Origin of the sequence: Methylopila sp. 73B (assembly GCF_000526315.1) — a bacterium.
In the GTDB taxonomy this organism is placed as follows: domain Bacteria; phylum Pseudomonadota; class Alphaproteobacteria; order Rhizobiales; family Methylopilaceae; genus Methylopila.
Genome location: NZ_JAFV01000001.1, coordinates 3,537,697 through 3,564,300, shown reverse-complemented (window position 1 = coordinate 3,564,300; position 26,604 = coordinate 3,537,697). Strand labels below are relative to the sequence as shown.

The following is a 26,604-nucleotide window of genomic DNA, read 5'->3' as shown; positions in this document are numbered from 1 at the left end:
GGGACGCCGATGCCTAAGGTCGCGGACGGGCTCGATGTGATGCGCCGCCGCGCGGATTTCGTCGCGGCCACCCGCGACGCTGTGAAGATCGGCGGACCGCTCGTCGGCCTGCAGATGCGCGACCGCGGCGATCCCGCCGCGCCGCCCCGCGTCGGCTTTACCGTGACGAAGCGCGTCGGCGGCGCCGTCGAGCGCAACCGCATGAAGCGGCGGCTCCGGGTCGCCGCGCGGCTGGCGATCGCGCCCTCGGCGCGGCCCGGCTGCGACTATGTGCTCGTCGCCCGGCGCGCGGTGCTGGACGCCGAGTTCGCCCGCATCGTACGAGACCTCGGCGACGCCCTGCGCCGCGCCCATGGACGGGCCGACCGCGGCCCATCGGACCGCGCGTCCGCCGCTCCTCCCCCGCCTGCCTGAGGACCGCCCCAAAGCGGACGATGATGGACAACCGCAACACAATCCTCGCGATCGCGCTTTCGGCGCTGGTTCTCATCGGCTGGCAGTTCTTCTTCGCGAAGCCGCAGATCGACGCTCAGCGCCAGCAGCAGGCGACCCAGCAGGCGTTGACCGCGGACAAGAGCGACGCCGCTCAGCCCGGCGCCGCCAACGCGCCGCAGCCCGGTGGCCAGGCCGCGCTCAACGCGCCGGCCAAGACCCGCGAAGGCGCGCTGCGCGACAGCCCGCGCATCCCGATCGACGCCGAGCGCCTGCATGGCTCCATCGCGCTGATCGGCGGCCGCGTCGACGACGTGACGCTCAAGGACTACCGCGAGACGGTGGACCCGAAGAGCCCCGAGATCGTGCTGTTCGCGCCGATCGGCAGCCCGCAGCCCTACTACGCCGAATTCGGCTTCGTGAACGCGCCGGGCGGCCAGATCCCCCTCCCCAACGCGCAGACGGAGTGGAAGGCCGAGAGCCAGGGTCCGCTCACCTCGCAGACGCCTGCCGTGCTGACCTGGGACAACGGCCAGGGCCTGACGTTCCGCCGCACCATCTCGGTCGACAAGGACTACCTGTTCACGGTGAAGGACGAGGTCGCGAACGCGGCCGGCGGCCAGCCCGCGACGCTCTATCCCTACGCGCTGATCTCCCGCCACGGCGAGCCGCACGTCTCCGGCTACTACGTGCTGTTCGAGGGCCTGATCGGCGTCATGGGCGAGCAGGGCCTGCAGGAGCTCGCCTACAAGAAGATCACCGACGACGGCCCGCGCACCTTCCGGCCCACCGGCGGCTGGCTCGGCATCACCGACAAGTACTGGGCGGCCGCCCTCGTGCCGCCGCAGGACAAGCCCTACAACGCCCGCTTCGCCGCGACGACCGACGGCGGCAAGACCTACCAGACCGACTACCTGCTCGATCCCCTGACGGTGCAGCCCGGCGCGACCGCCGCGGTCGCCGGCCAGCTCTTCGCCGGCGCCAAGCAGGTGTCGGTGATCGACTCCTACGAGAACAGCCCGAGCTGGTGGCAGAAGGCGCTCGGCGCCCAGACCGCCGACCGGCCCGGCATCCAGCGCTTCGAGCTGATGATCGACTGGGGCTGGTTCCACTTCATCACCAAGCCGATGTTCTATGCGCTCGACTTCTTCTACAAGATGGTCGGCAACTTCGGCGTCGCGATCCTGATCGTCACGGTGATCCTGAAGCTGTTCTTCTTCCCGCTGGCGAACAAGTCCTACGTCTCGATGTCGAAGATGAAGCTGGTGCAGCCCGAGATGGCCCGCATCCGCGAGCGCTTCAAGGACGACAAGGTCAAGCAGCAGCAGGAGCTGATGGAGCTCTACAAGAAGGAGAAGATCAACCCGCTGGCCGGCTGCCTGCCGGTGGTGGTGCAGATCCCCGTCTTCTTCGCGCTCTACAAGGTGCTGTTCATCACCATCGAGATGCGGCACGCGCCGTTCTTCGGCTGGATCCACGACCTCGCCGCGCCCGATCCGACGTCGCTGTTCAACTTGTTCGGCCTGCTCCCCTACGACGTGCCGCACTTCCTGATGATCGGCGTCTGGCCGCTGATCATGGGCGTCACGATGTTCCTGCAGATGCGCCTCAACCCGGCGCCCGCCGACCCGGCGCAGCAGATGGTGTTCACCTGGATGCCGGTGTTCTTCACCTTCCTGCTGGCCTCGTTCCCGGCCGGTCTGGTGATCTACTGGAGCTGGAACAACTTCCTGTCGATCGTGCAGCAGGCGCTGATCATGAAGCGGCAGGGGGTGAAGATCGATCTGCTGGGCAACGTGCTCGACACCTTCAAACGCAAGAAGCCAACGGACGCGGCGAAGGGCTGACGCCCCTCGCCCGCGCCCCGGATCCGATGACGGACGAGCCCGCCGAAGACCCCTTCCTCGACATCGGCCGGCGGCTGTTCGCCGGCCCGTGCGACTTCGTGATGGGGGCCGCCCGCCTCGAACAGCTGCCGGCGATGGACCGGCCCGAGATCGCCCTCGCCGGGCGGTCCAACGTCGGCAAGTCGAGCCTTGTCAACGCGCTCACCGGCCGCAAGACGCTGGCGAAGACCTCGAACACCCCCGGCCGCACCCAGCAGCTCAACTACTTCGACCTCGGCGGCCAGGCCTACCTCGTCGACATGCCGGGCTACGGCTACGCCCAGGCGCCGGTCGATCAGGTGCGGAAGTGGACCGGCCTGGTGAAGTCCTACCTGCGCGGCCGCGCGAGCCTCGCTCGGGTTCTGCTGCTGATCGACGGCCGCCATGGGCTGAAGACGGTTGACGGCGACGTGCTCGACCTGCTCGACCAAAGCGCGACCTCCTACCAGATCGTGCTGACCAAGCTCGACCAGGTGAAGCTCGGCGAGCGCGAGGCGCGCATGGCGGAGACGCTCGACGCGCTCAAGCGCCGGCCGGCGGCCTATCCCGAGATCCTGGTCACCTCGAGCCGCGAAGGCCTCGGCCTCGCGGAGACCCGCGCCACCATGGCCCGGCTGATCTCGGAACGCCGCTGAACCGCCTCAGGCTGGAAACGCGAGCATCACGCGCGTGCCCTTGTGGGCGGCGTCGCGCTCCAGGCGGGACTGGATGCCCTGCGCCATGGTCCGAATGATCTTCTGGCCGAGGCCGGTGCCGCGGGGCGCGGCGTCCTCGCTCATGCCGACGCCGTCGTCCTCGACCACCAGCGTCAGCATCGCGCCATCCTGGAGGAGCTGCACGCGCACCTCGCCCTCCTCGCCCGGCGCGTAGGCGTATTTGAACGCGTTGGTGACGAGTTCCGTGACGATGACGCCGAGCGAAACCGCGCGGTCTGTCGCGACCTTCACCGGCGCGACCGCGAGCGAGATGCGGTGCGGCCGCTCGACCGTCCGCAGCGTGCTGGCGAGCTCCTCCGCGAGCCCTACGAGGTAGTCCGACATGTTGACGACCCGTACGTCGTCGGAGGTGTAGAGCCGCCGGTGGATCTGGGCGATCGCCATGATCCGCGCCTCGGTTTCGCGCATCATGTCGCGCGCCGGCCCGTCCGGGATCGAGCCCGCCTGCAGATGCACGAAGGCGGAGACCAGTTGCAGGCTGTTGCCGACGCGGTGATTGACCTCGCGCAGCAGCGTCTCGGCGCGGTCGCGGGCCTCGATGACCGCCCGTTCCGCCGCTTCCTTCAGGCGCCGCATCTCGACCTGTTCGATCGCCTGGGCGATCGAGGCGCGCAGCAGGTCCAGGAACTCGCCGCCGACGTCCTTGATGACGTAGTCGACCGCACCGGCCTTCAGCGCGGCGATCGCGACTCGGCCCTCGTCCGTGCCGGTCACGTAGATCACCGGCGGCGAGTCCGGCAGCGTCTTGATGGCGGGCAGAAGGTCGAGCCCCGTCTCGCCGGCGAGGAAATGGTCGAGAGCGATCACGTCGAACCGCTCGGCCGTCAGCAGCGTCAGCCCTTCCGCGCAGGTCGCGACGGCCCGGACCTCGTAGCCGGCGCGCGCGAGGTCGCGGCTGACGAGACGGGCGAGCCCCGCGTCGTCCTCGATGTAGAGGATGCGCCGCGCCCCCGGACGGGACGCGCTGTCTGGGCTCATGCGTCGGGAACCTGCATCACGGAGAGGAACAGGCCGAGCTGGCGGATCGCCGTGGCGAAGGTCTCGTAGTCGACCGGCTTGGTGATGTAGACGTTGCAGCCGAGGTCGTAGCAGCGCTGGATCTCGACCTTGTCGTCCGTCGTGGTGAGCACGATCACCGGCGCGCGCTTCAGCCGGTCGTGGGCCTTCAGCACGGTCAGGATGTCGATCCCGGTCATGTCCGGGAGGTTGAGATCGAGCAGGATCAGCATCGGCCCGTTGGCGGCGGCCTCCTGCGACTGCAGGAAGGCGAGCGCCGAGGTGCCGTCGGCGAAGTGGCGAATCTCGTTGTTCACGCCCGCGCGGCGGACGTTCTTCTCGATCAGCCGGGCGTGACCCCCGTCATCCTCGATCATCACGATGGTCACGGGGCGCTGCGTGTTCATGCTGCCTGGCTTTCAGACTGGGGCCGATAGACGGCCGGGAAGGTCAGATGGAAGGTCGAGCCGCGGCCCGGCTCGGAGTCCAGACGGATCGAGCCGCCGAGGCGGCGCACCGTGGCGCGCACGAAGGCGAGGCCGAGCCCTTCGCCCGGCTGGTCCTGGGCCCCCGCGCGGCGGAACAGCTCGAACACGCGCTCATGGTCCTTGGCGTCGATGCCGCGCCCGTTGTCCTCGATCGAAAAGTCCACAAACGCCCCCCGGCGCCGGCCCGAGACCACGATGCGGCCCGGGCGCGAACGATCGAGGTACTTTACCGCGTTTTCGATCAGGTTCTGCATGATCTGCTCGACGGCAAGCCGATCCGACACGAGAACCGGCAGGCCGGCGGCGGCCACGATCTCGGCGTTCGCCGCGGCGGTCTGCTGGTGCATCGTCGAGGCGATGGCCGTCACCATGTCGGCGATGGAGATCGTCTCCGGCGTGACCACGCGGCGTCCCTCGCGCGACAGCTTGAGGATGGCGTTGATCAGCCGGTCCATCTTGGACGTCGAGGTGCGGATGAAGCCGATCGCCTCCGGCAGGTCCTCCTCCACCGCGAGCCTGGCGTCCGGCCTCAGCAGTTCGGGCGCGCCCTCCGCGATCGCGTCGAACTGCTCCTTGAGCTGCTTGCGGGCCGCGTCCAGCTCGCTGGTGAAGCCCATCACGTTCACAAGCGGCGCGCGCAGGTCGTGGCTCACGATGTAGGCGAAGCGCTGGATTTCCTGGTTGGCGCTGACGAGCTCGGACGTGCGTTCGACGACCGCCGCCTCGAGCCCTTCGTTGGCCGCCTTGAGCTCGGCCTGCGCGGCCGTGATCTCCTTGGCCTGCCGGCGCACCAGCAGCTGGGCGCCGTAGGCGAGGCCCGCCGCGAGCAGAAGGCCGAGCAGCACCACCGCGAGCTGCCACCGGGCGCTCAGTTCGGACGCGGCGGAGCGCTCGGCGAACTGCGCGTCCTCGTGCGCGACCATCTCATCCGCGATCCGGCGCACGGCGATCATCGCCTCGCGGCCGCGGTCGGTCTTCACGAGCGCCAGCGCCTCATCCCGCCGCCCCTGCCGCTGAAGCGCCACCGTTTCCGCGAGCTCATCGAGCTTCGCCGTAATGGCCTTCAGCAAGGCGTCCGCACGCTCGCGTTGCACGCCCTTGGCCGGGCCGGCGAGCGCCAGAAGCCGTTCGGTCCGCTTGGCGCGATCCGCGAGCGCCGCCTCGTAGGGCGCGAGGTAGGCGACGTCGTCCGTCAGCAGATAGCCGCGCTGGCCGGTCTCCGCGTTCTGGGCGAGCACCAGCATGCGGCGGACCTCGGAGCGGAACTCGAGCGTCTGCGCGATCTGATCGGTGAAAGCTGCGTTTCGTTGGGCGAGCCAGATCGAGGACCCGCCCACGGCGACGAGAGCCGCGAAGCCAAGGAGCAGGAGGAGGACCTCCTTGCGGCCGGTCAGAGCGCCCGAATGCGCAGTCGCCATGTTCGCCTTGGGACGCGGTCCCCGCGTCATTTCACGCGCATCGGACCGGCTCGCCGTCGACGTCGCGTTCATTGCCCCGACGTCACATGCCTTGCACAGCGCGTGACGTCCAGACCGCCGGAGGCCGTCTGGGCCTTTTTTCGGCTGAGGGGTGCGTTCATCGCGCAATCAGTCCCAGGCTCGCGCTCCCGGCGCGGTCGAGCGCCTTCCGCCGGCTGTCGACCGTGCGCCAGTTGAAGCGCATCCGGACCCGTCCGTTGGCGAGCCGCCGCACGCCGGCCGAGGACGCGCCCGCCGTCGCGCCGAAGGTCGCGACAGGCACCACGCCCGTGACGGCGAAGCCGCGGGCCGCGAGGATCGCGCGCACCCGTATGCAGTACGCCACGGACAGGTGCGAGAACCGCGTTTCGCCATGGCCGGCGCGGTACTTCATGACGGTCCCGCAAATGTCGTTGCCGGTTTTCCGCCAGGCCTCTCCAAGATAACGCACGCCGTAGCGGACGTTGGTTTCTGGATCAAACAGCTCCGGCAACGCCGCGCGAAAGCCGAGCATCCGCGCGGTCGAGGGCAGCACCTGCATCAGCCCGATTTCGCCGACGCCGCCGACGGCCTTCGGATTGAACCCGCTTTCGACCTCGGCCACCGCCTCCGCCAGCTCCGACGGCACGCCGTTCGCAGCCGCGGCCTCGCGGATCAGCCCTCGGAGCGTCTGCTCCGCCGGCGCGGGGGCCTCGATCGCGGCGCTTCCGCGAGGCGGGGCCTCGGCCATGGCCGGCGAGCCGGCGGCGAGCGCCGCGCCCAGAGCGATCGGAACCAGACCCATCGGCACGCGCGGCACGGACGTCCTCATGAGAAACGAGGCGCCGCGGCGCCTCGTCGATCGACGGTCGGGGTCCCGCGCACCTCAGACGATGTCGAAGTCGCTGCGGGACAGCGTGCTGACCCCGTCCAGCGTCGCGATGTAGAGCGAGCCGGCCGATCCGCCGCCGTCCCGGTCGTAGTAGAGCTTGTGGGAATCGGTGTCGAACAGGAAGCTCCCGACCGATCCGGCGGCGTCGGGATCGGCGTTGACCACGAGTCCGAAGTCCGCCGTCAGCCCGCTGAAGCCCGACGCCTTGAACTCGAGCTGATCCTCGCCGCGGGTGAAATCGAAGATCACGTCGCCGCGGTCGGCGATCGAGTCGTAGCGGAAGGTGTCGTCGCCCGAGCCGCCCGTGAGCCGGTCCGCGCCGACGCCGCCGACCAGGAAGTCCGCGCCGCTGTCGCCGTACAGGCGGTCCACGCCGTCCTGGCCGAACAGCACGTCGTTGCCGGAGCCGCCGCCGACCGTGTCGTTTCCAACGCCGCCCACCAACCGATCGGCGTCGTTTCCGCCTTCCAGCCGGTCGTTCCCGGCCCCGCCGTCGAGGGTGTCGGCGCCGTCGCCGCCATAGAGCTCGTCCGCGCCGTCCTGCCCGACGAGCCGGTCATTGCCGCGCTCGCCATAGAGCTCGTCGTCCCCGGTCCCGCCGACGAGAACGTCGGTTCCGTCATAGCCGTAGAGCTGGTCGTTCCCCGAGCCGCCGTCGAGGCGGTCGTTGCCGGTTCCGCCGTCGAGGATGTCGTCGCCGCCGAGACCTGCGATCGTGTCGTTCCCGCCGTAGCCCTCGAGGTAGTCGTCGCTGGACCCGCCGGTCGCGGAGTCCGCGCCCGACAGCAGGTCCGCGACGAAGCCGGAGGGGCGCCCGTCGACCGCCACGCGGTCGTAATACTCTTCGAGCGAATAGGACACCTGATCGAACCGGCCGACGAGATCGCCCGATGGGTCGTAGAGGAAGATGTCGGTGATCGTGCCGTCGGTCGGCTCGTCGAAGCGGTTGAACTCGAAGCCGGTCCCCTGAAGCACCAGCTGGTATCCGTCGTCGCTGACGAGCGACACTTCGGTCGAGGTTCCGAAATCGAAGGCCGCGTTCGGATCGAACATCTGCACGAAGCGCAGATCGTCGATCGCATCGTTCGTCACTGTTGCGATGGCCATTGCGTCGTCACTCCCATCGTCGCGGCTGCGTTCGAGGCGCCGCGATCGCTCCAAACGGAAAGGTATCGCCCCACCGCAACCGTGCCCCGCCTTCTCGCCCAAACCATGGCGAGATTGCGGCCGCGAAGGTCGAACTCGTTAAGCGTGTCCATTGACCTTTCGCACAACAGTCCATGGCACCCTGCGACCGTCCGAGACTGAGGGAGCGCTGACGCCATGACCGCAACCGACGCCGCGCAGATCGCGGCCGAACGCCGTCGGTTCGATCGCTGGACGGTCGTGACCGCGGTCGCGGGCGCGCTCGCCTTCGCGCTGGTCTTCGCCCTGGCCTACCGCGCGCTGCGCGAGACCGGCGGATCGAACTCCTACGCGCTGCTGGCCCACGCCTATCTCCACGGCCGGTTCTTCAGCCCGTCCTGCTTCGACAGCGACTGCGCCGTCTTCATGGACCGCATCTACGTCATCTTCCCGCCGGTCCCTGCGCTCGTCGCGGCGCCGCTCGTCGCCGTGTTCGGCCCGAACGCCTCCGGCTTCGTGGTGATCTCGACGCTGCTCTGCGCCGTCACCGGCTGGAGCTGGTGGTCGATCGCCGGCCGGCTGGGGCTGACCACCGAGGCGCGGGCCTGGGCCACCCTCGCCTTCGTGTTCGGCACTCCCGCGATCTACGTCGCGCTGCGCGGCGACGCGGTGTGGTTCTTCGCCCAGGCGGTCGCGCTGACGCTGGTCAGCCTGTCGATCCTCGCCGCGCTCGACCGCCGGATCGCGCTCGCGGGGGCGCTGATCGGCCTCGCCTTCCTGTCGCGCCAGATGGCGCTGTTCCTGGCGCCGTTCCTGTTCGCGCTGTCCCGGCCGAAGGGCGCGAAGCTGATCGCCTTCGACCGCGCCACCATCGCCGACGCGCTTCGCCTCGGCCTTCCCGTGCTCGCGGCGATCGGGATCTACTGCCTCTACAATTGGGTCCGCTTCGGCGCGCCGCTCGAGACCGGCTACCAGTACATCGCCTTCTACCCGAACGAGGCCGACCGCAACTTCATCACCTGGCGCATCCTCGACATTGGCTTGTTTTCCAAGGACTACCTCGTCTTCAACGTCGCGCACATGTTCCTGCAGGGCTTCCACATGGAGTTCGGCGGCAAGTACATGACCGACATCGTGAAGATGGACCAGATGGGGACCTCGCTGCTGGCCGCGAGCCCCTTCGTGCTCTACCTGCTCTACGCCCGCGCCGACGCCAAGCTGCTGGTGGGGCTGCTCGTGGCGGCGATGGTGTGCGGGATCACCCTGTTCTACCACTCCAACGGCTTCTCCCAGCACAACGTGCAGCGCTACGCGCTCGACTGGCTGCCGGCGCTCTACGTCCTCCTCCTCGCAGGCGCCTTCACCGGCGATCCGGCGAAGGTCGCCGAGCGGCTGAAGCCGTTCAAGCTGCTGACCACCTACGCCATCGCCCTCAACGTCGCGGCCTTCGGAGTCGTGGCGATCACCAAGGGGGCTTGACCCGAGGGCGAGCGAAATCGACCGCACAGCGAAACGATCTCATGGAAGGCGCGTTGTCTTTCCAATAGCTCCTTGAAACACAAATCTACGGAGCCGGAGATGAACGCTACCGATCCTTCGAGCCTAGCCTTGAATCGGGACGTTCAAGATGCGATCGGCCAAGAATTAAAGGCGAGCTACAGGACTCTTGTCCGTACGCCGCTCGATGGACGCATTGAGCGTCTGCTCGAAGAGCTTGGTCGTAGCGAGCGCGCGGGCGCTCGCCCGGGCGACGCGTCTGAACGCTCCGATCGGTGAACACGTCGCGGCCGCTGGAGCTTGCCTCCGGCGGCCGCGGGCGTTTGGCCCTCGAGGTTCATGCCTCGTCCACGATCTCTCCCGGAACCGTTTGGAATTTTAAGGGCGTGGTCCTACATTGGTGCACAGACAGGACGATCCACGCTGAACCGCCCTTGAGGAGCGATCGCCGTGACGAGTATCGAACTATTTGCGTATGTCGCTCTCGCCGCTGTCAGCGGCGGCTTTGGGTGGGCGGCTCTCGCCGCGTCCCGCCCGCAGCCGGTCCCCGTGCGTGTGAAGGCGCGGCGCGACCACCGGCGCTGAGGGCTTTCGCGCCCTCCCGCGTTGCATCGCGATGGCTGCCTAAGCTCCTCATCCGCGCATCTTCGAATAGCGACGAGCCCTTCACGCCTGCGCCGCACGGCGGGCAGCCTGTGCGGCGCATCGATCCTTATCGTGAATGTCGTGCCGCGGGAGGCGGCCCTCCCGCGCCAGATGAAGCGGCGCGGGGCTGACGCTCAGTATTTCCAGAACATCTCCTGCAGCACCTTCGGGTCGCTGGTCTTCGTCAGCGCCAGCGACGTGAGAAGACGCGCTTTCTGGGGCGACTGGTCCGCGGCCGTGACCCAATCCTGCTCGTCGTCCCTCTCCTCGCCGTTTCGAACCACCATCCCGGAGCCCGTGCGCGTCGCGCGCACCACCAGCGCGGACTTCCGCACCTCGGTCAGCGGCGCCTCCATGTAATCCGCCACGCTGCCGTTGCCGGTGCCCGCGTAAATCAGCGCCTTGCCGCCGAGGCCCGCAAGCGCGCCGAGCGCCTTCGGGTCCATGCTGACGTGGGCGTAGAACACGTCGACCTTCGGCAGGCTGTCGATCCCGTCGATGTCGAACTCGGTCGCCGTCGTGTGCGGCCGGGCGGGCAGGCGGTAGAAGTAGGGCTTGCTCTCCACCACCACGCCGAGGGGGCCGTAGAGCGACTCGAAGGTCTCAACCTTAAGCGCGTTCGACTTGGTCACGTCGCGCGCCGAATGGATCTCGTCGTTCATCACGACCAGCACCCCTTTGCCCTTCGCCTCCGGGCTCGCGGCCACCACCGCCGCGTTGTAGAGGTTCAGCGGCCCGTCGGCCGACAGCGCCGTGCCCGGGCGCATCGCGCCGATCACCACCACCGGCTTCTCGGTCTTCAGCGTCAGGTTGAGGAAGTAGGCGGTCTCCTCGATCGTGTCCGTGCCGTGGGTGATCATCACCGCATCGACGTCCGGCTGCTTTGCGAGTTCCGACACGCGCTTGGCGAGCTTCAGCAGGCGTTCGTCGTTGAAGCTCTCGGAGCCGATCTGGAAGATCTGCTCGCCCTTGACGTCAGCGACCTGTTTGATCTCCGGCACCGCCGCGATGATCTTGTCGACCGCGACCTTGGCGCTGTCGTAGTCGCCCGTGTTGACGCTCGACGCGCCTGCGCCGGCGATGGTGCCGCCGGTGCCGATGATGACGATGCGCGGCTTCGCCGCGGCCTGCGTCTGCGCCGCAGGCGCTGCTGCGTCCTGCGCGGCCGCCGGAGCGCTCAGCCCGAGGCCGAGGAGCGCTGCGGCCGCAAGGCCGGCGGTTGTGGAACGGACAATGGCGACGGTCATGGACACGGCTCCCCTAATGTCGGCCGCGACCCTTTCGCGCCCTTACAAGGTTTAGGTCCCGAAGCCGCGGAGACCAGACTTTAGGCTGATAATGGGGCCGTTCGGCCCTCAGACGAGCGCGAGGTGCCGCGACGGCTCCGGGATCGCGCGGTCGAGCTCCCGCGCCTCCTCGATCCACGCCGCGATGGCGTCCCGCACATTGGCGAGCGCGGCCTCCGGCGTCTCACCGTCGCTCATGCAGCCCGGCAGGTCCGGAACGATCGCCGCAAAGCCGCCGCCGTCTTCCTCGGACAGTGGCTCGATGGCGATCGGGTACTCGAGACGGGTCATAGCGAGGACCTCACGGCGTCGATGAGCGCGACCAGTTTCCGAACATACACCGGCTTGATCGGTCGTTTGAAGGGAACCGTGAGGATCTCGGAGACCGCCGGGTGGGACACCTTGTAATGCGATCCTCCCGCCCGAGGCGGCTGGCAACGAACGCCGTGCTGCCTGCAAACCGTTTCGACATCCCGGATCAGCCAGTCGCCTTGCGGGTTTCGCCGCATCCGGTCGAGAAGTTCCGCCGACACATCTCGCCCCCTCAGTGCGCCTCGTCCCAGTTCGTCGCCGCCCGCGCGTCGACCTTGAGGGGCACGCTGAGCGACAGCGCCGGCAGGGGGGCCTGCTCCATCACGCGCACGACTACGGGGACGGTCGCCTCGATCTCGGCGTCGGGGACCTCGAACACCAGCTCGTCGTGCACCTGCAGCAGCATCTTCGCGCTGAGGCCCGCGTCCGCCAGCGTGGCCTCCATGCGGACCATGGCGCGGCGGATGATGTCGGCGGCGGAGCCCTGGATCGGAGCGTTGATCGCCGCGCGCTCGTAGTTCGCGCGCTCCGCCGGGTTCTTGGCGTTGATCAGCGGGTAGTGGCACTTGCGGCCGAAGATGGTGGTGACGAAGCCGTCCGCCCGCGCCGCCGCCTTGGTCGCCTCCATGTAGTCGCGGATGCCGGGGAAGCGTTCGAAGTAGGTCTTGATGTAGAGCCCCGCCTCCTCGCGCCCGATCGAGAGCTGGTTCGCGAGGCCGAAGGCCGAGATGCCGTAGATGATGCCGAAGTTGATCGCCTTCGCCCGCCGGCGCACGTCGGAGGGCATGCCCTCCACCGGCACGCCGAACATCTCGGAGGCCGTCATGGCGTGAATGTCCAGCCCGTCCGCAAAAGCCTGGCGCAGCTGCGGGATGTCGGCCATGTGGGCGAGCACGCGCAGCTCGATCTGGCTGTAGTCCGCCGAGATCAGCTTGGTCCCCTCCTCCGCCACGAAGGCGCGGCGGATCTTTCGCCCCTCCTCGGTGCGGATCGGGATGTTCTGGATGTTCGGTTCGGTCGAGGACAACCGGCCCGTCGTGGTCGCCGCGAGCTGGAAGTTGGTGTGCACCCGGCGCGTCTCCGGATGCAGGTAGGTCGGCAGCGCGTCGGCGTAGGTGGACTTGAGCTTCGACAGCTGGCGCCAGTCGAGAATCCGGCGCGGCAGGTCGTGGCCGCCGGCCGCAAGCTCCTCCAGCACGTTGGCCGCCGTGCCCCAGGCCCCGGTCTTGGTCTTCTTCGCGCCGGGCAGGCCCATCTTGCCGAACAGGATGTCGCCGAGCTGCTTCGGGCTCCCAAGGTTGAACGGCTCGCCGGCCAGCGCGTGGATGTCGGCCTCGAGCGCCCCCATGCGCTGGGCAAGCTCGCCGGACAGCCGCGAGAGCATGGCCCGGTCGATCGCGATTCCGCGCCGCTCCATGATCGAGAGCGTCGCGGGCATCGGCCGCTCCAGCGTCTCGTAGACCGTGGTCATGCGCTCGGCGACGAGGCGTTGCTTGAACAGCCGCCACAGCCGCAGCGCGACGTCCGCGCGCTCGGCCGCATAGGGGGCGACCTTGTCGATCGCGGCCTGTTCCAGAGGCAGCCGCCCGCGGCCCGTCCCCGTCACCTCGTCGGCCGTGATCAGCGCGTGGCCGAGGTGCCGGCGGGCGAGTTCGTCGAGTCCTTGGCCGCCCAACCCGCTGTCCAGCACGTAGGACATCAGCAGCACGTCGTCATAAGGAGCCGCGCGATGGCCGCGCTCGGCCAGCAGCGTCAGCGCCTGCTTCAGGTTGTGGCCGATCTTGAGGATGGAGTCGTCAGCCAGAAGGTCGCTCAGCAGCGTCAGCGCCTCGGCCGTCGGGATCTGCCCCTCCACCGGTCCCGCGCCGCCCTCCGACAGCAGGTCGCCGCCCGCGGAGAGATGGCCGAGGGGCACGTAGCCCGCGACCCCCGGCGCGACGGCCAGCGCCACGCCGACGATCTCGGCGCGCATGGGGTCGATCGAGGTGGTCTCGAAGCCGAAGGCGACGTGACCCTGTTCCCGGGCCGCCGCGATCCACTCCGCGAGGCCTGCCGGGCTGCGCACCACCTCGTAGGTCGAGCGATCGACCGGAGCCGCGGCCGCCTCGGCCCGCAGCTTTTCGGCGAGCGCTTGCGGGGTCGCGCCCTCGCCCCCACCCCCTTTGCGGGAGAGGGTCGAGGCGGGGGGCGGCGCAGAATCGAGCGCGTCGATGTCCACCTGCGCTGCGTCGAGGGCTGCGTCCAGGGCGGCGTCCTCTTCGGAACCACTCCCGGCCCCTCCCCGCGGGGTGGAGGGGGAAGAGCTGGTGGTCCGCTTGGCCGACATCATCTCGGCGTCGGGCGTCACGGTCGCGATGTCGACGCCGGTCGCCTCCGCCACGCGGCGGGTGAGGGTGTTGAACTCCATCGCCTTGAGGAAGGCGACAAGCCGCGTCGGGTTGGGGTCCTCGACCGCGAGGTCGGCCAGCGGCACGTCCAGCGTCATATGCTGGTCGAGCGTCACCAGGCGCTTGGAGATCCGCGCGAGCTCGGCGTTCGCGATCAGACTCTCGCGGCGCTTGGGCTGCTTGATCTCGTGGGCGCGCTCCAGCAGCGTCTCGAGGTCGCCGTACTCCTCCAGCAGTTGCGCCGCGGTCTTGGCGCCGATGCCCGGCACGCCCGGCACGTTGTCGACGCTGTCGCCGGCCAGCGCCTGCAGGTCGATCATCTTCTCCGGTCCCACGCCGAACTTCTCGAACACCTCGTCCGGCCCGATGCGCTTGTCCTTCATCGGGTCGAGCATGGTCACGCCGCCGCCGATGAGCTGGAACAGGTCCTTGTCGGAGCCGACGATGGTCGTCTCCGCGCCGGCCTCGGAGGCGAGCCGCGCGTAGGTCGCGATCAGGTCGTCCGCCTCGTACCCGCCCTGCTCCAGCGCCGGGATCGAGAACGCCCGGGTCGCGTTCCGGATCAGCGGGAACTGCGGGATCAGGTCGTCCGGCGGCTCGGAGCGGTTGGCCTTGTAGTCGGCGTAGACCTCCTTGCGGAAGGTGGTCTCGGACTTGTCGAAGATCACCGCGAGATGAGTGGGATCGACCCAGCCGGCGTCGCGCAGCAGCTTCCACAGCATGTTGCAGAAGCCGGAGACCGCGCCGACCGGCAGCCCGTCGGAGGGGCGCGTCAGCGGCGGCAGCGCGTGGAACGCCCGGAAGATGTAGGACGAGCCGTCCACGAGGACGACGTGATCGCCTTTGGCGACAGGACGGCTTGGCATGCGGCGGAAGTCCCGGTCGAGGTTCGGCCGGGACTATAAGCGTCGAGAGGGCGAAGGGAACCCGAAACGGCGGGGAGCGCGCCTCACGGGCTTAAGCGCACTCCCGACGCGAGCCGCAAAAAACCCCGCCGCCCGGAGGCGACGAGGTTCTCAAAATCCACGCCGGGCGAGGCCGGCGCGACGAACGTCAAGGCGTCCGGATCACTCCGGGATCTTGAGCGTCGCGCCCGACTGGGCGGAGAACGCGGTCGAGCCCGCCGTGTAGCCATTGAGCGAAAGGATATAGGCCATCAGCGGGTCGAGCTGCTCGTCCTTGAGCGACTTCGGCGCCGTCTGCGGCATGTTCTCGTAGACCCAGGTGCGGACGTCCGCCGCCGTCTGGCCGCCGAAGCGGCCCTTGAAGGTGTCGCCGTGCAGCTCGGGCCCGAGGGCGCCGTTGCCGTCCTTGGCGTGGCAGGTGCGGCAATGGGTGTTGTACTCGGACTTGCCCTTGGTGAGCTGGTCCTGCGTGAACGGGCCTTCGTCAGCCGCAGCCGCTCCAGCGGCGAGGGCGAGGCCGGCGGCGACGGTCGCGTATGCAAAGACACGAGCGATCGGACGACGGAAGGTCATACGGCTAACTCCTTGGACATAGCGCCTTCGCGGCGGCGTTATGGAGGCGTTATAGAACGATTGGAGTTCGCCTGCAGGCCCCGGCTCTTATACTTTATTCTTAACTTAATGTGACGTAGCGACGCGGGGGCTCGGCCGCGCTTTGCCGGCTCAGGCCGCGGCCGGCGCCACGCCCGGGCGCCGCCTGCGATCGATCCAGAACGCCTTGGGCCGGACGAACAGGAACGTCCCCCATCCCGTGCGCATGACGACCCATTCCAGGACGAGCGGAAGGATGACCCCGGCGGCGGTGACGATCGCCGAGATCGTCCCGATGTCCGGAATGACGCCGAGCTTCAGCAGGATCATGCGGGTCGCCGCCATCGGCAGGAAGAACGCGAGGTAGATGACGATCGAGCGCTCGCCGGCGTAGCGCAGCGGCTCGCCGGCGGCGGTCCCCGCGACGAGCGCGGCCACCGTGATGATCGCGAAAGCGCCCGCGACGCCGAGCGCCAGACTGACGCCGATCCACTCAGAGACGCCGCCCTGCACCGCGGCGCCGTTCGCCAGCGCCCACGCCAGGAGGCCGCCCGTGGCGAGCCCCCGGCGCGTCCGGGCGAACTCCGCGAAACGGAAGATCAGGGGCGCGGCGTACCAGCCGAGCATCACGTAGAACAGCCGGGCGCAGAACTCGTCCGGCACGGTCCAGCCGGTGTGCACCCGCAGGCTTTCGAGCAGGGCGGCGAAGGCGAGGACCAGCAGCGGCGGAACCCGGCGGACCAGCTTGGCGAAGACGAAGAAGATCGGCAGCAGGTAGATGAACCACAGCGTGCCGAAGGGGTCGACGAGCGACAAGGCGAACTGGTGCGCGACGGCGCCGAGGCCGTCGCTCAGCGCCAGCCCCGGCCATTTCACCGCGCCCTGGATCAGCAGCCAGAGCAGGTAGAAATAGGCGAAATGCACGACCTTGCGGTCGATGTAGGTGCGCCAGTCCCGGTCGATCACCACGGCGAGGAACAGGCCGGAGATGAGGAAGAAGTCCGGCATGCGGAAGGGGCGGGCGAAAGCCACCACGTGGTGCATCCAGCCGACCTCGCCGGCCGCCTTCTCCACGCCGAGCGTCGAGTGCATCATCACCACGAGGACGATGCAGACGCCCTTCGCGACGTCGACCCAGTCGACCCGCGGCGCGCCGCCTCCAGCCCCGATCCCTGTTCCGCTCATGACCGATCCTCACGGGGCCCTCCTCCGGGCCCGCCGCGCAGCATCATGACGCAGAACATCTGAGGATCCGTGAACGGGAACGCATCCAAACCGAGGCGTTCCCGTAACCCGTCGTTAACCCAGGCGTACGCTCAGGCCGGCCGAGGCGCGGCGTCGTGGGGCGCCTCATGCGCCTTGTCGCCGCCGCCGGAGGGCTCGGCGCCGCCCGCCTTGGGCTTCCCGCCGCGGAAGCGATCCACCAGCAGGCGGATCGCGACGTAGAACACCGGCGTAAGGAACAGGCCGAGGATCGTGACGCCGACCATGCCCGCGAGCACCGCCGTGCCGATGGCCTGGCGAAGCTCCGCCGCGGCGCCGGTCGCGAAGGCCAGCGGCACCACGCCGAGCGAGAAGGCGAGCGACGTCATGATGATCGGCCGCAAGCGGTCGCGGCACGCGTCGACCGCCGCCTGGATCACGCTCTCGCCTTCGTCCTCGCGTTGCCGGGCGAACTCCACGATCAGGATCGCGTTCTTCGCCGCGAGGCCGATCAGCACGATGAAGCCGATCTGGGTGAGGATGTTGTTGTCCGAGCCCCTCGCGGCCACGCCGAGCAGCGCCGCCAGCAGAGACAGCGGCGTGATCAGGATGATGGCGAGCGGCAGCGCCCAGCTCTCGTACTGGGCGGCGAGGAACAGGAACACGAACAGGATGGCGAGGGCGAACACGAAGACGGCGGTGTTGCCTGCGAGTTTCTCCTGATAGGCGAGGTCCACCCACTCGAACGCGGCCCCGGGGGGCAGCGTCTCCGCCGTCAGCTTCTCCATCAGGGCGATGGCCTCGCCGGTGGAGACGCCCGGCGCGGCGTCGCCTTGGATCGAGATCGCGTTGTAGATGTTCTCGCGCTCGACCGTGTAGGGACCGGTCTGGTTGCGCTCCGTCACCAAGGTCCCGAGCGGGACCAGCGCGCCGTTCGTCGAGCGGATCTTGAACTGGTAGACGTCCGCCAGCCGAACGCGGAATTCCGCGTCCGCCTGAGCGTTCACCTGGAACGTGCGTCCCAGCGCCGTGAAGTCGTTCACATAGGCCGTGCCCAGGAGCGTCTGCAGCGCCTCGAAGATGCTCTGGATTGGCACGTTCAGCTGCTGAGCCTTGACGCGGTCGATGTCGAGATAGACCTGCGGCGCGCGGGTGTTGAAGGACGTGAACACGCGGCTCAGCCGTCCGGACGCGTTCGCCTTCGCGATCAGCTCGTTCACGGAGCCTTCGAGCGCGACGAAGCCGATGTTCGTGCGGTCCTGCACGTACATCTTGAAGCCGCCGCCGTTGCCGATGCCCCGCACCGTCGGCGGCAGAATGGCGAGCACGAAGGCTTCTTCAATCGCGAACAAGCGCTTCTGGGCTTCCGCCAGGATCGCAGGCGCGCGTTGACTCGCGCCGTGCTGGGTTCGATCGGCGAACGAATCGAAGATGATGAAGCTCGTCGCGGCGTTCGAGGCGGCCGAGAAGGTCGCGCCCGAGAAGCCGGCGATGGTCACCGCGTTCTTCACGCCCGGCACCTGGCGGACGATCTCCGCGGCGCGGCGCGCCACTTCGTCGGTGCGCTGGAGGTTCGCGCCCTCGGGCAGCTGCGCGATCAGGATCGCGTAGCCCTGGTCGGCCTGCGGGATGAAGCCGCGGGAGACGCTCGAGAACATGTAGATCGCGCCGCCGATCAGCACGACGTAGACCAACAGGAAGATCGCCCTGTGACGGACCATCCAGCCGACGGAGCGGCTGTAGCCGTGCGCGCCGCGATCGAAGTTGCGGTTGAACAGGTCCGCCGCCTTCTGGCCGAGATTGCGCCGCCCCCCATGCGCATGCGGCCTCAGCAGGATGGCGCAGAGCGCGGGCGAGAGCGTCAGCGAGACGAGCGCCGAGAGAACCGTCGAAGCGGCGATCGTCAACGCGAACTGCTGGTAGAAGATGCCGGAGATGCCGGGGATGAACGCCGTCGGCACGAACACCGCGCACAGCACCAGCGCGATCGCGATGACGGCGGTGCCGACCTCGTCCATCGTGGCGTGGGCGGCCTCGCGCGGCGTCTTGCCCATGGCGATGTTGCGTTCGACGTTCTCCACCACGACGATGGCGTCGTCGACCACGATGCCGATGGCGAGGATCAGGCCGAACAGCGTCAGCATGTTCAGCGAGAAGCCGAACGCCGACATGACCGCGAAGGTCGCCACCAGCGACACCGGGATCGCGACGACCGGGATGATCGCGGCGCGCCACGACTGAAGGAAGATGAACACGACCAGCACGACGAGCGCGACCGCCTCGTAGATGGTGTGCTCGACCGCCTCGATCGACTCGTTGATGAATTCGGTCGGATTGTACTCGATCCGGTACTCGAGCCCGGGCGGGAAAGCGCCTTTCAGCGTCTCCATCGCGGACTTGATCTGCTCCGCGGCGTCGGTGGCGTTGGTGCCGGGGCGCTGGAAGATGCCCATGCCCACCGTGGGATCGGCGCCGAGGTAGGAGTTCGACGAGTACTGGCGCGCCGCGAGCTCCACGCGCGCCACGTCGCCCACACGCAGCAGACGGCCGTCGTCCGTGGCGCGGACGATGATCTGCTTGAACTGCTCGGGGGTCTGGAAGCGCCCCTGGGTCGTGACGGTGATCTGGGAGGCGGTGCCGGGCGGCGAGGGCGGCGCGCCGAGCGAGCCGCCGGACACCTGCACGTTCTGCGCCGAGATCGCCGAGACCACGTCGCCGGCGGCGAGGCCATAGGCCGCGAGCCGGTTGGGGTCGAGCCAGACGCGCAGCGACAGCTCACGCTCGCCGAAGATCCGGATGTCGCCGACGCCCTCGATGCGCTTCAGCGCGTCGATCACGTTCACCGACGCGTAGTTCGACATGTAGACGGTGTCGAGCGACTTGTTCGGCGAGATCAGGTTGACGACCATCAGGAAGTCCGACGACCGCTTGTTCACCTGCACGCCGTTGCGGCGCACCGCCTCCGGCAGGCGCGGATCCGCCTGGCTGACGCGGTTCTGCACCTGGACCTGCGCGATGTCCTGGTCGGTGCCCGGCTGGAAGGTGACCGTCAGCTGAAGCTGGCCGTCGCCCGTCGCCAGGGAGTTCATGTAGATCATGCCCTCCACGCCGTTGATCTGCTGCTCCAGTGGGGCGGCGACGGTCTCGGCGATGGTCTCGGCGTTGGCGCCGGGGTACTGCGCGGTGACGCTGATGGTCGGCGGCGCGATCTCGGGATACTGCGCGATCGGCAGGCCGAGCAGCGCGACGCCGCCCACGATCATGAGGACGATGGAGACGACCGACGCGAAAATCGGCCGGTCGACGAAGAAATGTCCGATGCCCATGGCGCGCGCCCTTACTTGGCTTCGCCGGGCTTCGCAGCGCCCTGTTGCCCCGGAGTCGCCTTAGGCTTGGTGGGATCCACCATCTCGGGCTTCACCTCCGCGCCGGGGCGCGCGCGCATCAGGCCGTTCACGATCACCTTGTCGTCCGGCGCGAGGCCGGATTTGATCACCCGCAGCCCGCCGTTGAGCTGCCCGGGCTCCACGACCTTCGGAACCACCTTGTTGTCGGGTCCGACCGTCATCACGATCTTGCGGGTCTGGTCGGACAGGATGGCGTCGTCCGGCACCAGCAGGGCCTCGTATTCGGGGCTGGACGTCAGCTGGACGCGACCGAAGACGCCAGGGGTCAGGAAGCGATCCGCGTTCGGCACGGTCGCGCGCAGGCGCAGAGTGCCGGTCTGCTGGTCGAGCTGGTTGTCGGTGAAGTCGATGCGGCCTTCGATGTTGAACTCGGTCGAGTTCGGCAGCGCGATCTTCACCGGCGCGCCGTTCTCGTCCGGCTTCAGCGCGCCGGAGCGGACGAAGCCGATGTAGCGGAGGAAGCTCTGCTCATCGACGTCGAAGTAGAAATAGATCGGCTGGACGCCCACGATCGTGGTCAGCACGGTCGAACTCGCGCCCGACGCGATCAGGTTGCCCTCGGTCACCAGCTTGCGGCCGATGCGGCCGTCGATCGGCGAGCGGACGTCGGTCCATTCCAGGTTGAGCCGGGCGGTGTCGGCCTGGGCGCGCGCGGACTGCAGGTTGGCCTGCGCCGCGGCGTAGGCCTGCTGGCGCTGCTGGGCGACCTGATCGGTGATGTTGCCGGTCCGGATCAGGTCCTTGGCGCGGTCGACGTCGGACTTGGTCAGGTCGACGCTGCTCTGGGCGGTGATGATCGCCGCCTCGGCCTGGGCGAGCGACGCCGCGTAGGGCCGCGGGTCGATCTTGAAGAGCAGGTCGCCCTTCTTGACGTAGGATCCGTCCTTGAACGCCACCTGCATCAGCTGGCCGCTGACCTGCGCCCGGACTTCGACAAGGCTGGACGCCTGGAACCGGCCGGTGAACTCGGCGGTGTCCGACACGCGGCGCTGAATGGGCGTCGCCGCAGAGACGGGAAGCGGTCCGGGCGCGCCTTGGGCGTGCGCCGCCCCGGACAGCGCGAGAAGCGCGGCGGCGGAAACGAACGCGAGGCGACGCCGGGCGAGAACCAAGCGCGAAAACGCGGCGATGCGGGACATTGGGGTCACCTGCACGAAACAAAGAGATGGCACGCGGCGGAGCGCGCCGCGCGTGCGTAAAAGTCCGGACGTCCCCGACACGGTTCTTAGGATGCGGCGCGGCGAAGGGCAACCGGCGCGCGCTCTGAGAAGCGGAACGTGACTTTGCCGCAACGCATCAAACGCCGCCGCTATTTAATACGTTCTAATTTTGTTATATATGGTGATCTTGCCATTTTCGATGTGTAATACCATTGTGTGGACGTCTCTCGGAGCGCCCCGACATCCAATGCCGCGCCTGACCTCTTTTCCGGCCTTCGTCCGCGTCGCGGACCGCGTCGTCGCGATCGTCGGCGACGGCGCCGCTGCGGCCGCGAAGGTGCGCCTGCTCGCCGAGACGCAGGCGAAGCTCCGCGTCGTCGCGGCGCATGCGGAGGACGAGCTGCGCGCAGACGTCGCCCGGCTTGGCGCGACGCTGGTCGAAGAGCCGTTCGCGCCACGCCATCTCGACGGCGCCGTGCTGGTGTTCGCCGCGACAGAAGACGAGGCCGCCGACACGGCGATCGCAGCGGCCGCCCGGACCGCGCGCATTCCGGTCAACGTGGTCGACCGCCCCGCGCTCTGCGACTTCACCACCCCCGCGCTCGTCAACCGCGCTCCGCTCGCGATCGCGATCGGCACCGAGGGCGCGGCCCCGGTGCTTGCGCGCCACGTCCGCGCGAAGATCGAAGCCATGCTCGCGCCGGATCTCGGCCGCCTCGTCGCCTTCGCCGACGGGCTCAGGGCGACGGTGGCGCGGATGCTTCCCGCGGGCGAGGCGCGACGCCGGTTCTGGGCGCGCGCCTTCGAGGGCGCCGTCGCGGCCCGCGCGCTGGCCGGCGATCTCGAAGGCGCGCGCGACGAGGCGCTGCGCGAGCTGTCCGCCGGCGCGGACGTCGCCGGCTATGTCTGGCTGATCGGCGCCGGGCCCGGCGCGACAGACCTGCTCACTTTGCGCGCGCAGCGCGTTCTCCAGGAAGTCGACGTCATCGTCCACGACGCGCTGGTCCCCTCCGAGGTCATCGCCATGGGCCGGCGCGACGCCGAGCGGATCTCCGTCGGCAAGCGCAAGGGCCACCACGAGGCCACCCAGTCCGAGATCGAGGCCATCCTGGTCCGCGAGGCCAAGGCCGGCCGCCGTGTCGCGCGGCTCAAAAGCGGCGACCCGATGGTGTTCGGCCGTGTCGGCGAGGAGATGGCCGCCCTGTCGCGGGCGGGCGTTCCGTTCGAGGTGGTGCCGGGCGTCACCGCCGCCTTCGCCGCGGCCGCCTCCGCCAAGGTTCCGCTCACCCTGCGCGGCGTGGCCTCCAGCCTCGTGTTCGCCACCGGTCACGACCTCGACGGCCGCACGCTGCCCGACTGGTCGGGGCTCGCTCTTGGCGGCGCGACCGTTGCGGTTTACATGGGCCGCTCGGTCGCCGGAGCGGTCGCCGAACGGCTGATGGAGGCGGGCCTGTCCGGGCGCACCCCCGTCGCCGCCGTGGAGAACGCCGCCCGCCCGGGCGAGCGCGTCTTCGCAGGCCGCCTCGCCGACCTGCCGGCGCTGGCCCACGAAGCCGACGCCGGCGCTCCCGTCCTGATTCTCATCGGTGAGGCGCTGGCGCAGGCCGACATCGGCGACGCCCGCCCCCTCGCCGCCGCGGCCGTCGGCACGACCGCCGCCGCCTGAAGGTTCAAGCTCGAACATGTCCGCGCCCATTCAGAAGTCGGCCGCCAAGACCAAGGCCGCCACGCAGATCGTCACAGCGAACCGGCTGTCCGACGGCGTCGTCGTATACCTCGCGCCCAACGGCGGCTGGATCGACCGCATCGACTCCGCGTTGGTGGCGGAAGGCGACGACGCCCTGGCCGAGGCCGTTGCGGCCGGCAAGCGCGCCGAGGCCGCCCAGGTGGTGGTCGAGTCCTATCCGATCGACGTCACGCGCGATGGCGGCCGGCTGAAGCCGCTGCGGCTGCGCGAGGAAATCCGCGCCGTCGGCCCCACGGTCCGTCCGGACCTGCTTCGGCCGACCGGCGTCTGAGGAGTTCGCCCCATGTACCGCTATGACGAGTTCGACCATGGCTTCGTCGCCGCCCGCGTCGACCAGTTCCGCGATCAGGTCGCCCGCCGCCTGACCGGCGAACTGACGGAAGACCAGTTCAAGCCGCTGCGGCTGATGAACGGCGTCTACCTGCAGCTTCACGCCTACATGCTGCGGATCGCGATCCCCTACGGCACCCTGTCGTCCAAGCAGCTCCGGATGCTGGGCCACATCGCCCGCACCTACGACCGCGGCTACGGCCACTTCACGACCCGCCAGAACCTGCAGTTCAATTGGCCGGCGCTGAAGGACATTCCGGCGGTGCTGGACGACCTCGCCAAGGTCGAGATGCACGCGCTGCAGACCAGCGGCAACTGCATCCGCAACGTCACCACCGACCACTTCGCCGGCGCGGCCGCCGACGAGATTGCGGACCCGCGCCCCTACGCCGAGATCCTGCGGCAGTGGTCGTCGATCCATCCGGAGTTCTCGTTCCTGCCGCGCAAGTTCAAGATCGCGGTGACGGGCGCGCCGAAGGACCGGGCCGCCATCCAGGTGCACGACATCGGGCTGGAGCTGAAGCGCGGACCGGACGGCGGGATCGGCTTTGCGGTCTACGTCGGCGGCGGCCAGGGCCGCACCCCGATGATCGCCCACAAGGTGCGCGACTATCTCGACGAGGAGGACCTGCTCGCCTACGTCGAGGCCATCATGCGCGTTTACAACCTGCACGGGCGTCGCGACAACAAGTACAAGGCGCGCATCAAGATCCTCGTCCACGAGACCGGCGCGGAGGAGATCACGCGCCAGATCGAGGCCGAGTTCGTCGAGGTGAAGAAGACCGAGCTTCTGCGCCTGCCCGACTCCGAGATTGAGCGCATCACGGCCTATTTCGCGCCGCCCGTGCTGGCGGAGAAGCCGTCGCGGTCGAGCGCCTTCGAGGCCGCCAAGGCCGACAGCGCGGCCTTCGCGGACTTCGCGGCCTACAACGTCACGCCGCACAAGGCGGCGGGCTACGGCGTGGTGACGATCTCGCTGAAGCCGATCGGCGGCATCCCGGGCGACGCGACCGACGTCCAGATGGAGGCGATCGCCGACCTCGCCGACGCCTACTCGCAGGGCGAGATCCGGGTCAGCCACGAACAGAACCTCGTGCTGCCCCACGTGGCGCTCGACGACATGCCGGCGCTCTACGCCAAGCTCGCCGAGCACGGCCTCGCGACCGGCAACGCCGGGCTCGTCACCGACATCATCGCCTGTCCCGGCCTCGACTACTGCGCGCTCGCCAACGCCCGCTCGATCCCGCTGGCGCAGGATCTTTCGAACCGCTTCGGGTCGCCCGAGCGGCAGAAGGAGATCGGCGAGCTCAAGATCAAGATTTCGGGCTGCATCAACGCCTGCGGCCACCACCACGTCGGCCACATCGGTCTGCTGGGCGTCGATCGGCGCGGCGAGGAGGTCTACCAGATCACCCTCGGCGGCTCCGGCGACGAGACCGCCTCGGTCGGCACTCTGGTCGGCCCCGGCTTCAAGACGGAAGACGTCGTCGACGCGGTCGAGACCGTGGTGGACACTTATCTCAAGTTGCGTGAGGGCCCCGATGAACCTTTCCTCGCGGCTGTCCGAAGGCTCGGCCAGCAGCCTTTCAAGGAAGCGCTCTATGGAACGGCCTAACAACGTTCCGCTGCCGAGCGTCAGCGCCGCCCGCGCCGCGGAGCGCGCGACGTCGCTCGCGGCGCATCTCGACGCCCGCCATCGCGGCCAGGACGCGCAGGCGCTGATCCGTGCGGCGGTGAAGGACCTGTTCCGCGGCCGCATCGCTCTGGTCTCGAGCTTCGGCGCGGACTCCGCGGTGCTGCTGCACCTTGTGGCGCAGGTGGACCCGACGACGCCCGTCATCTTCGTCGACACCGGCCAGCTGTTCGAGGAGACGCTGCAGTACCGCGACCAGCTCGTCGCGCTGCTCGGCCTCACCGACGTGCGCTCCGTCGGTCCCAAGACCGATCGACTGGCGCGGCTCGATCCCGAGAACTTCCTCTGGCAGTCGAACCCCGACCTCTGCTGCCGCATCCGCAAGGTCGAGCCGCTCGCCGACGCGATCGGCGACTTCCCCGCGTGGATCTCCGGCCGCAAGCGGTTCCAGAACGCCTTCCGCGCCGAACTCCCGGTGTTCGAGGGCGACGGCGCGCGCATCAAGGTGAACCCGCTCGCCGAGTGGACCGGGAAGGACGTCGAGGCCTATCGGCTGGAGCACGGCCTGCCCGAGCATCCGCTCGTGAAGTTCGGCTACCTCTCGATCGGCTGCGCGCCCTGCACGGACCGCGTGAAGCCGGGCGAGGACCCCCGCGCCGGCCGCTGGCGCGGCCGCGCCAAGACCGAGTGCGGCATCCACATCGCCGGCTCGATGACGCCCGAGAACGAAGGCAGCGGAATCTAACGCCCGCGCGCCCTTGCGTCTCAGCCGCGGTATCATCATCCCGAACGCGGGCCGCAAGGCCGCGCTCCGGGATCGCCATTTGCGGCCAGCGCTTTATTCTAACGACGACCCCGGCTCGTCGCGGCTCCGCCGCCTGGCCGGGATGACGAGGATTCGATGACGACCGAGACCAACGACGCCGAGCTGACGATCTGGCGCGACGGCCGCTTCCAGGCGGACGAATGGACCCGCGCGGCGGAGGACGAGGCGGTTTCCGACGGTCCGGCCATCCTGCCGTTGGAGCGCTTTCTCGCGGAGCGCGACGCGCTCGTCTCCCGCAACGCGCCGCTCGGCGTCTCGGTGGAGCCGAACGAGGCGATCGAGGAGCTTGCGCCGCATCTCGACCGCGTGGCCCTCGTCACGCTGAACTTCCCCAAGTATTCGGACGGCCGCAGTTCGTCGTCCGCCCGGCTGCTGCGCGAGCGCTACGGCTACGCCGGCGAGATCCGCGCGGTCGGCGACGTGCTGATCGACCAGATGCCGCTGATGCGCCGCTGCGGCTTCGACTCGTTCGCGGTCACGAACCCCGTGACGCGCAAGCAGCTCGCCGAGGGCCAGTGGCCCGACGTGCCGTTCTACTACCAGCCGACCGGCTCCACGCAGCAGGCGGAGGTCCCCGCCGGCACGCGGCCCTGGGCGCGCAAGCCGGGGTGAACCCACGCGTCATCCCGGCCGTAGCGAAGCGAAGAGCCGGGACCGTGATCCGAACAGGTCGTTGGCCCGGGCCTCCAACGGGCGATCCCGGC

Annotated in this window: 21 protein-coding genes; 9 read left to right on the top strand and 12 right to left on the bottom strand. The window is 69.0% G+C overall.

The features are described 5' to 3' along the window. The first annotated feature begins 9 nt into the window (after positions 1–9). The 3 genes from rnpA to yihA are packed head-to-tail and all read left to right on the top strand — an operon-like array spanning position 10 to position 2,953. On the top strand, positions 10–414 hold the full coding sequence (rnpA, locus tag K244_RS0117070) for a ribonuclease P protein component (RefSeq protein ID WP_020187505.1): 405 nt from the start codon (positions 10–12) through the stop codon (positions 412–414). A gap of 20 nt (positions 415–434) precedes the next feature. Next, positions 435–2,279 carry a membrane protein insertase YidC gene (gene yidC / locus K244_RS0117065; protein WP_020187504.1) on the top strand — a complete coding sequence of 615 codons (1,845 nt, stop codon included), beginning with the start codon at positions 435–437 and terminating at the stop codon, positions 2,277–2,279. A gap of 26 nt (positions 2,280–2,305) precedes the next feature. Continuing rightward, the gene (gene yihA / locus K244_RS0117060) at positions 2,306–2,953 is read left to right on the top strand and encodes a ribosome biogenesis GTP-binding protein YihA/YsxC (protein WP_020187503.1); all 648 of its coding nucleotides are present in this window, start codon (positions 2,306–2,308) and stop codon (positions 2,951–2,953) included. Between the two features lie 6 nt (positions 2,954–2,959). On the opposite strand, the gene K244_RS0117055 is transcribed toward yihA, so the two are convergent. The 5 genes from K244_RS0117055 to K244_RS22815 all read right to left on the bottom strand — a co-directional run bounded on the left by K244_RS0117055 (position 2,960) and on the right by K244_RS22815 (position 7,953). Continuing rightward, positions 2,960–4,012: a histidine kinase dimerization/phosphoacceptor domain -containing protein gene (locus K244_RS0117055; protein ID WP_020187502.1), complete on the bottom strand. Its 1,053-nt coding sequence runs from the start codon at positions 4,010–4,012 to the stop codon at positions 2,960–2,962. Further along, positions 4,009–4,437: a response regulator gene (locus K244_RS0117050; protein WP_020187501.1), complete on the bottom strand. Its 429-nt coding sequence runs from the start codon at positions 4,435–4,437 to the stop codon at positions 4,009–4,011. The genes K244_RS0117055 and K244_RS0117050 overlap by 4 nt, the downstream gene beginning before the upstream one ends. Beyond that, positions 4,434–5,936, bottom strand: coding sequence for a CHASE3 domain-containing protein (locus K244_RS0117045; protein WP_036306978.1), 1,503 nt, complete (start codon positions 5,934–5,936; stop codon positions 4,434–4,436). Before K244_RS0117045 ends, K244_RS0117050 begins: the two co-directional genes overlap by 4 nt. 157 nt (positions 5,937–6,093) lie before the next feature. Beyond that, complete coding sequence (locus tag K244_RS0117040; RefSeq protein WP_155931786.1) at positions 6,094–6,786, bottom strand: lytic transglycosylase domain-containing protein; 693 nt, start codon at positions 6,784–6,786, stop codon at positions 6,094–6,096. A 54-nt stretch (positions 6,787–6,840) separates the two neighbouring features. Then, on the bottom strand, positions 6,841–7,953 hold the full coding sequence (locus K244_RS22815; RefSeq protein WP_020187498.1) for a calcium-binding protein: 1,113 nt from the start codon (positions 7,951–7,953) through the stop codon (positions 6,841–6,843). 216 nt (positions 7,954–8,169) lie between these two features. Between K244_RS22815 and K244_RS0117030 the strand changes: the two genes are divergently transcribed. Continuing rightward, positions 8,170–9,450, top strand: a complete 1,281-nt coding sequence (locus K244_RS0117030) for a glycosyltransferase family 39 protein (protein ID WP_020187497.1) — start codon at positions 8,170–8,172, stop codon at positions 9,448–9,450. 797 nt (positions 9,451–10,247) lie between these two features. On the opposite strand, the gene K244_RS0117025 is transcribed toward K244_RS0117030, so the two are convergent. The 7 genes from K244_RS0117025 to K244_RS0116990 all read right to left on the bottom strand — a co-directional run bounded on the left by K244_RS0117025 (position 10,248) and on the right by K244_RS0116990 (position 21,343). Further along, positions 10,248–11,360, bottom strand: coding sequence for an asparaginase (locus tag K244_RS0117025; protein ID WP_020187496.1), 1,113 nt, complete (start codon positions 11,358–11,360; stop codon positions 10,248–10,250). Between the two features lie 108 nt (positions 11,361–11,468). Continuing rightward, positions 11,469–11,690 (bottom strand): type II toxin-antitoxin system HicB family antitoxin, encoded by a 222-nt coding sequence (locus tag K244_RS0117020; RefSeq protein ID WP_020187495.1) that lies wholly within the window; start codon positions 11,688–11,690, stop codon positions 11,469–11,471. Positions 11,691–11,943: 253 nt separating this feature from the next. Then, entirely contained in the window at positions 11,944–14,964 is a 3,021-nt protein-coding gene (gene polA / locus K244_RS0117010) for a DNA polymerase I (protein WP_020187493.1), read from the bottom strand. A 201-nt stretch (positions 14,965–15,165) separates the two neighbouring features. Further along, positions 15,166–15,576 carry a cytochrome c gene (locus K244_RS0117005; protein ID WP_020187492.1) on the bottom strand — a complete coding sequence of 137 codons (411 nt, stop codon included), beginning with the start codon at positions 15,574–15,576 and terminating at the stop codon, positions 15,166–15,168. A gap of 150 nt (positions 15,577–15,726) precedes the next feature. Then, positions 15,727–16,779, bottom strand: coding sequence for an acyltransferase family protein (locus K244_RS0117000; protein ID WP_020187491.1), 1,053 nt, complete (start codon positions 16,777–16,779; stop codon positions 15,727–15,729). Between the two features lie 131 nt (positions 16,780–16,910). Then, positions 16,911–20,123, bottom strand: coding sequence for a multidrug efflux RND transporter permease subunit (locus tag K244_RS0116995; RefSeq protein WP_020187490.1), 3,213 nt, complete (start codon positions 20,121–20,123; stop codon positions 16,911–16,913). 11 nt (positions 20,124–20,134) lie between these two features. Next, positions 20,135–21,343, bottom strand: coding sequence for an efflux RND transporter periplasmic adaptor subunit (locus tag K244_RS0116990; RefSeq protein WP_020187489.1), 1,209 nt, complete (start codon positions 21,341–21,343; stop codon positions 20,135–20,137). 268 nt (positions 21,344–21,611) lie between these two features. Here K244_RS0116990 and cysG point away from each other — a divergent pair, with 268 nt between their 5' ends. The 5 genes from cysG to K244_RS0116965 all read left to right on the top strand — a co-directional run bounded on the left by cysG (position 21,612) and on the right by K244_RS0116965 (position 26,512). After that, positions 21,612–23,030: a siroheme synthase CysG gene (gene cysG, locus K244_RS0116985; RefSeq protein WP_020187488.1), complete on the top strand. Its 1,419-nt coding sequence runs from the start codon at positions 21,612–21,614 to the stop codon at positions 23,028–23,030. Between the two features lie 16 nt (positions 23,031–23,046). Beyond that, positions 23,047–23,382: a DUF2849 domain-containing protein gene (locus tag K244_RS0116980; protein ID WP_020187487.1), complete on the top strand. Its 336-nt coding sequence runs from the start codon at positions 23,047–23,049 to the stop codon at positions 23,380–23,382. 12 nt (positions 23,383–23,394) lie between these two features. Next, positions 23,395–25,056 carry a nitrite/sulfite reductase gene (locus K244_RS0116975; protein WP_020187486.1) on the top strand — a complete coding sequence of 554 codons (1,662 nt, stop codon included), beginning with the start codon at positions 23,395–23,397 and terminating at the stop codon, positions 25,054–25,056. Next, positions 25,043–25,819, top strand: a complete 777-nt coding sequence (locus tag K244_RS0116970; RefSeq protein WP_020187485.1) for a phosphoadenylyl-sulfate reductase — start codon at positions 25,043–25,045, stop codon at positions 25,817–25,819. The genes K244_RS0116975 and K244_RS0116970 overlap by 14 nt, the downstream gene beginning before the upstream one ends. Before the next feature lie 156 nt (positions 25,820–25,975). After that, complete coding sequence (locus tag K244_RS0116965) at positions 25,976–26,512, top strand: DUF934 domain-containing protein (RefSeq protein ID WP_020187484.1); 537 nt, start codon at positions 25,976–25,978, stop codon at positions 26,510–26,512. Positions 26,513–26,604 lie beyond the last annotated feature (92 nt).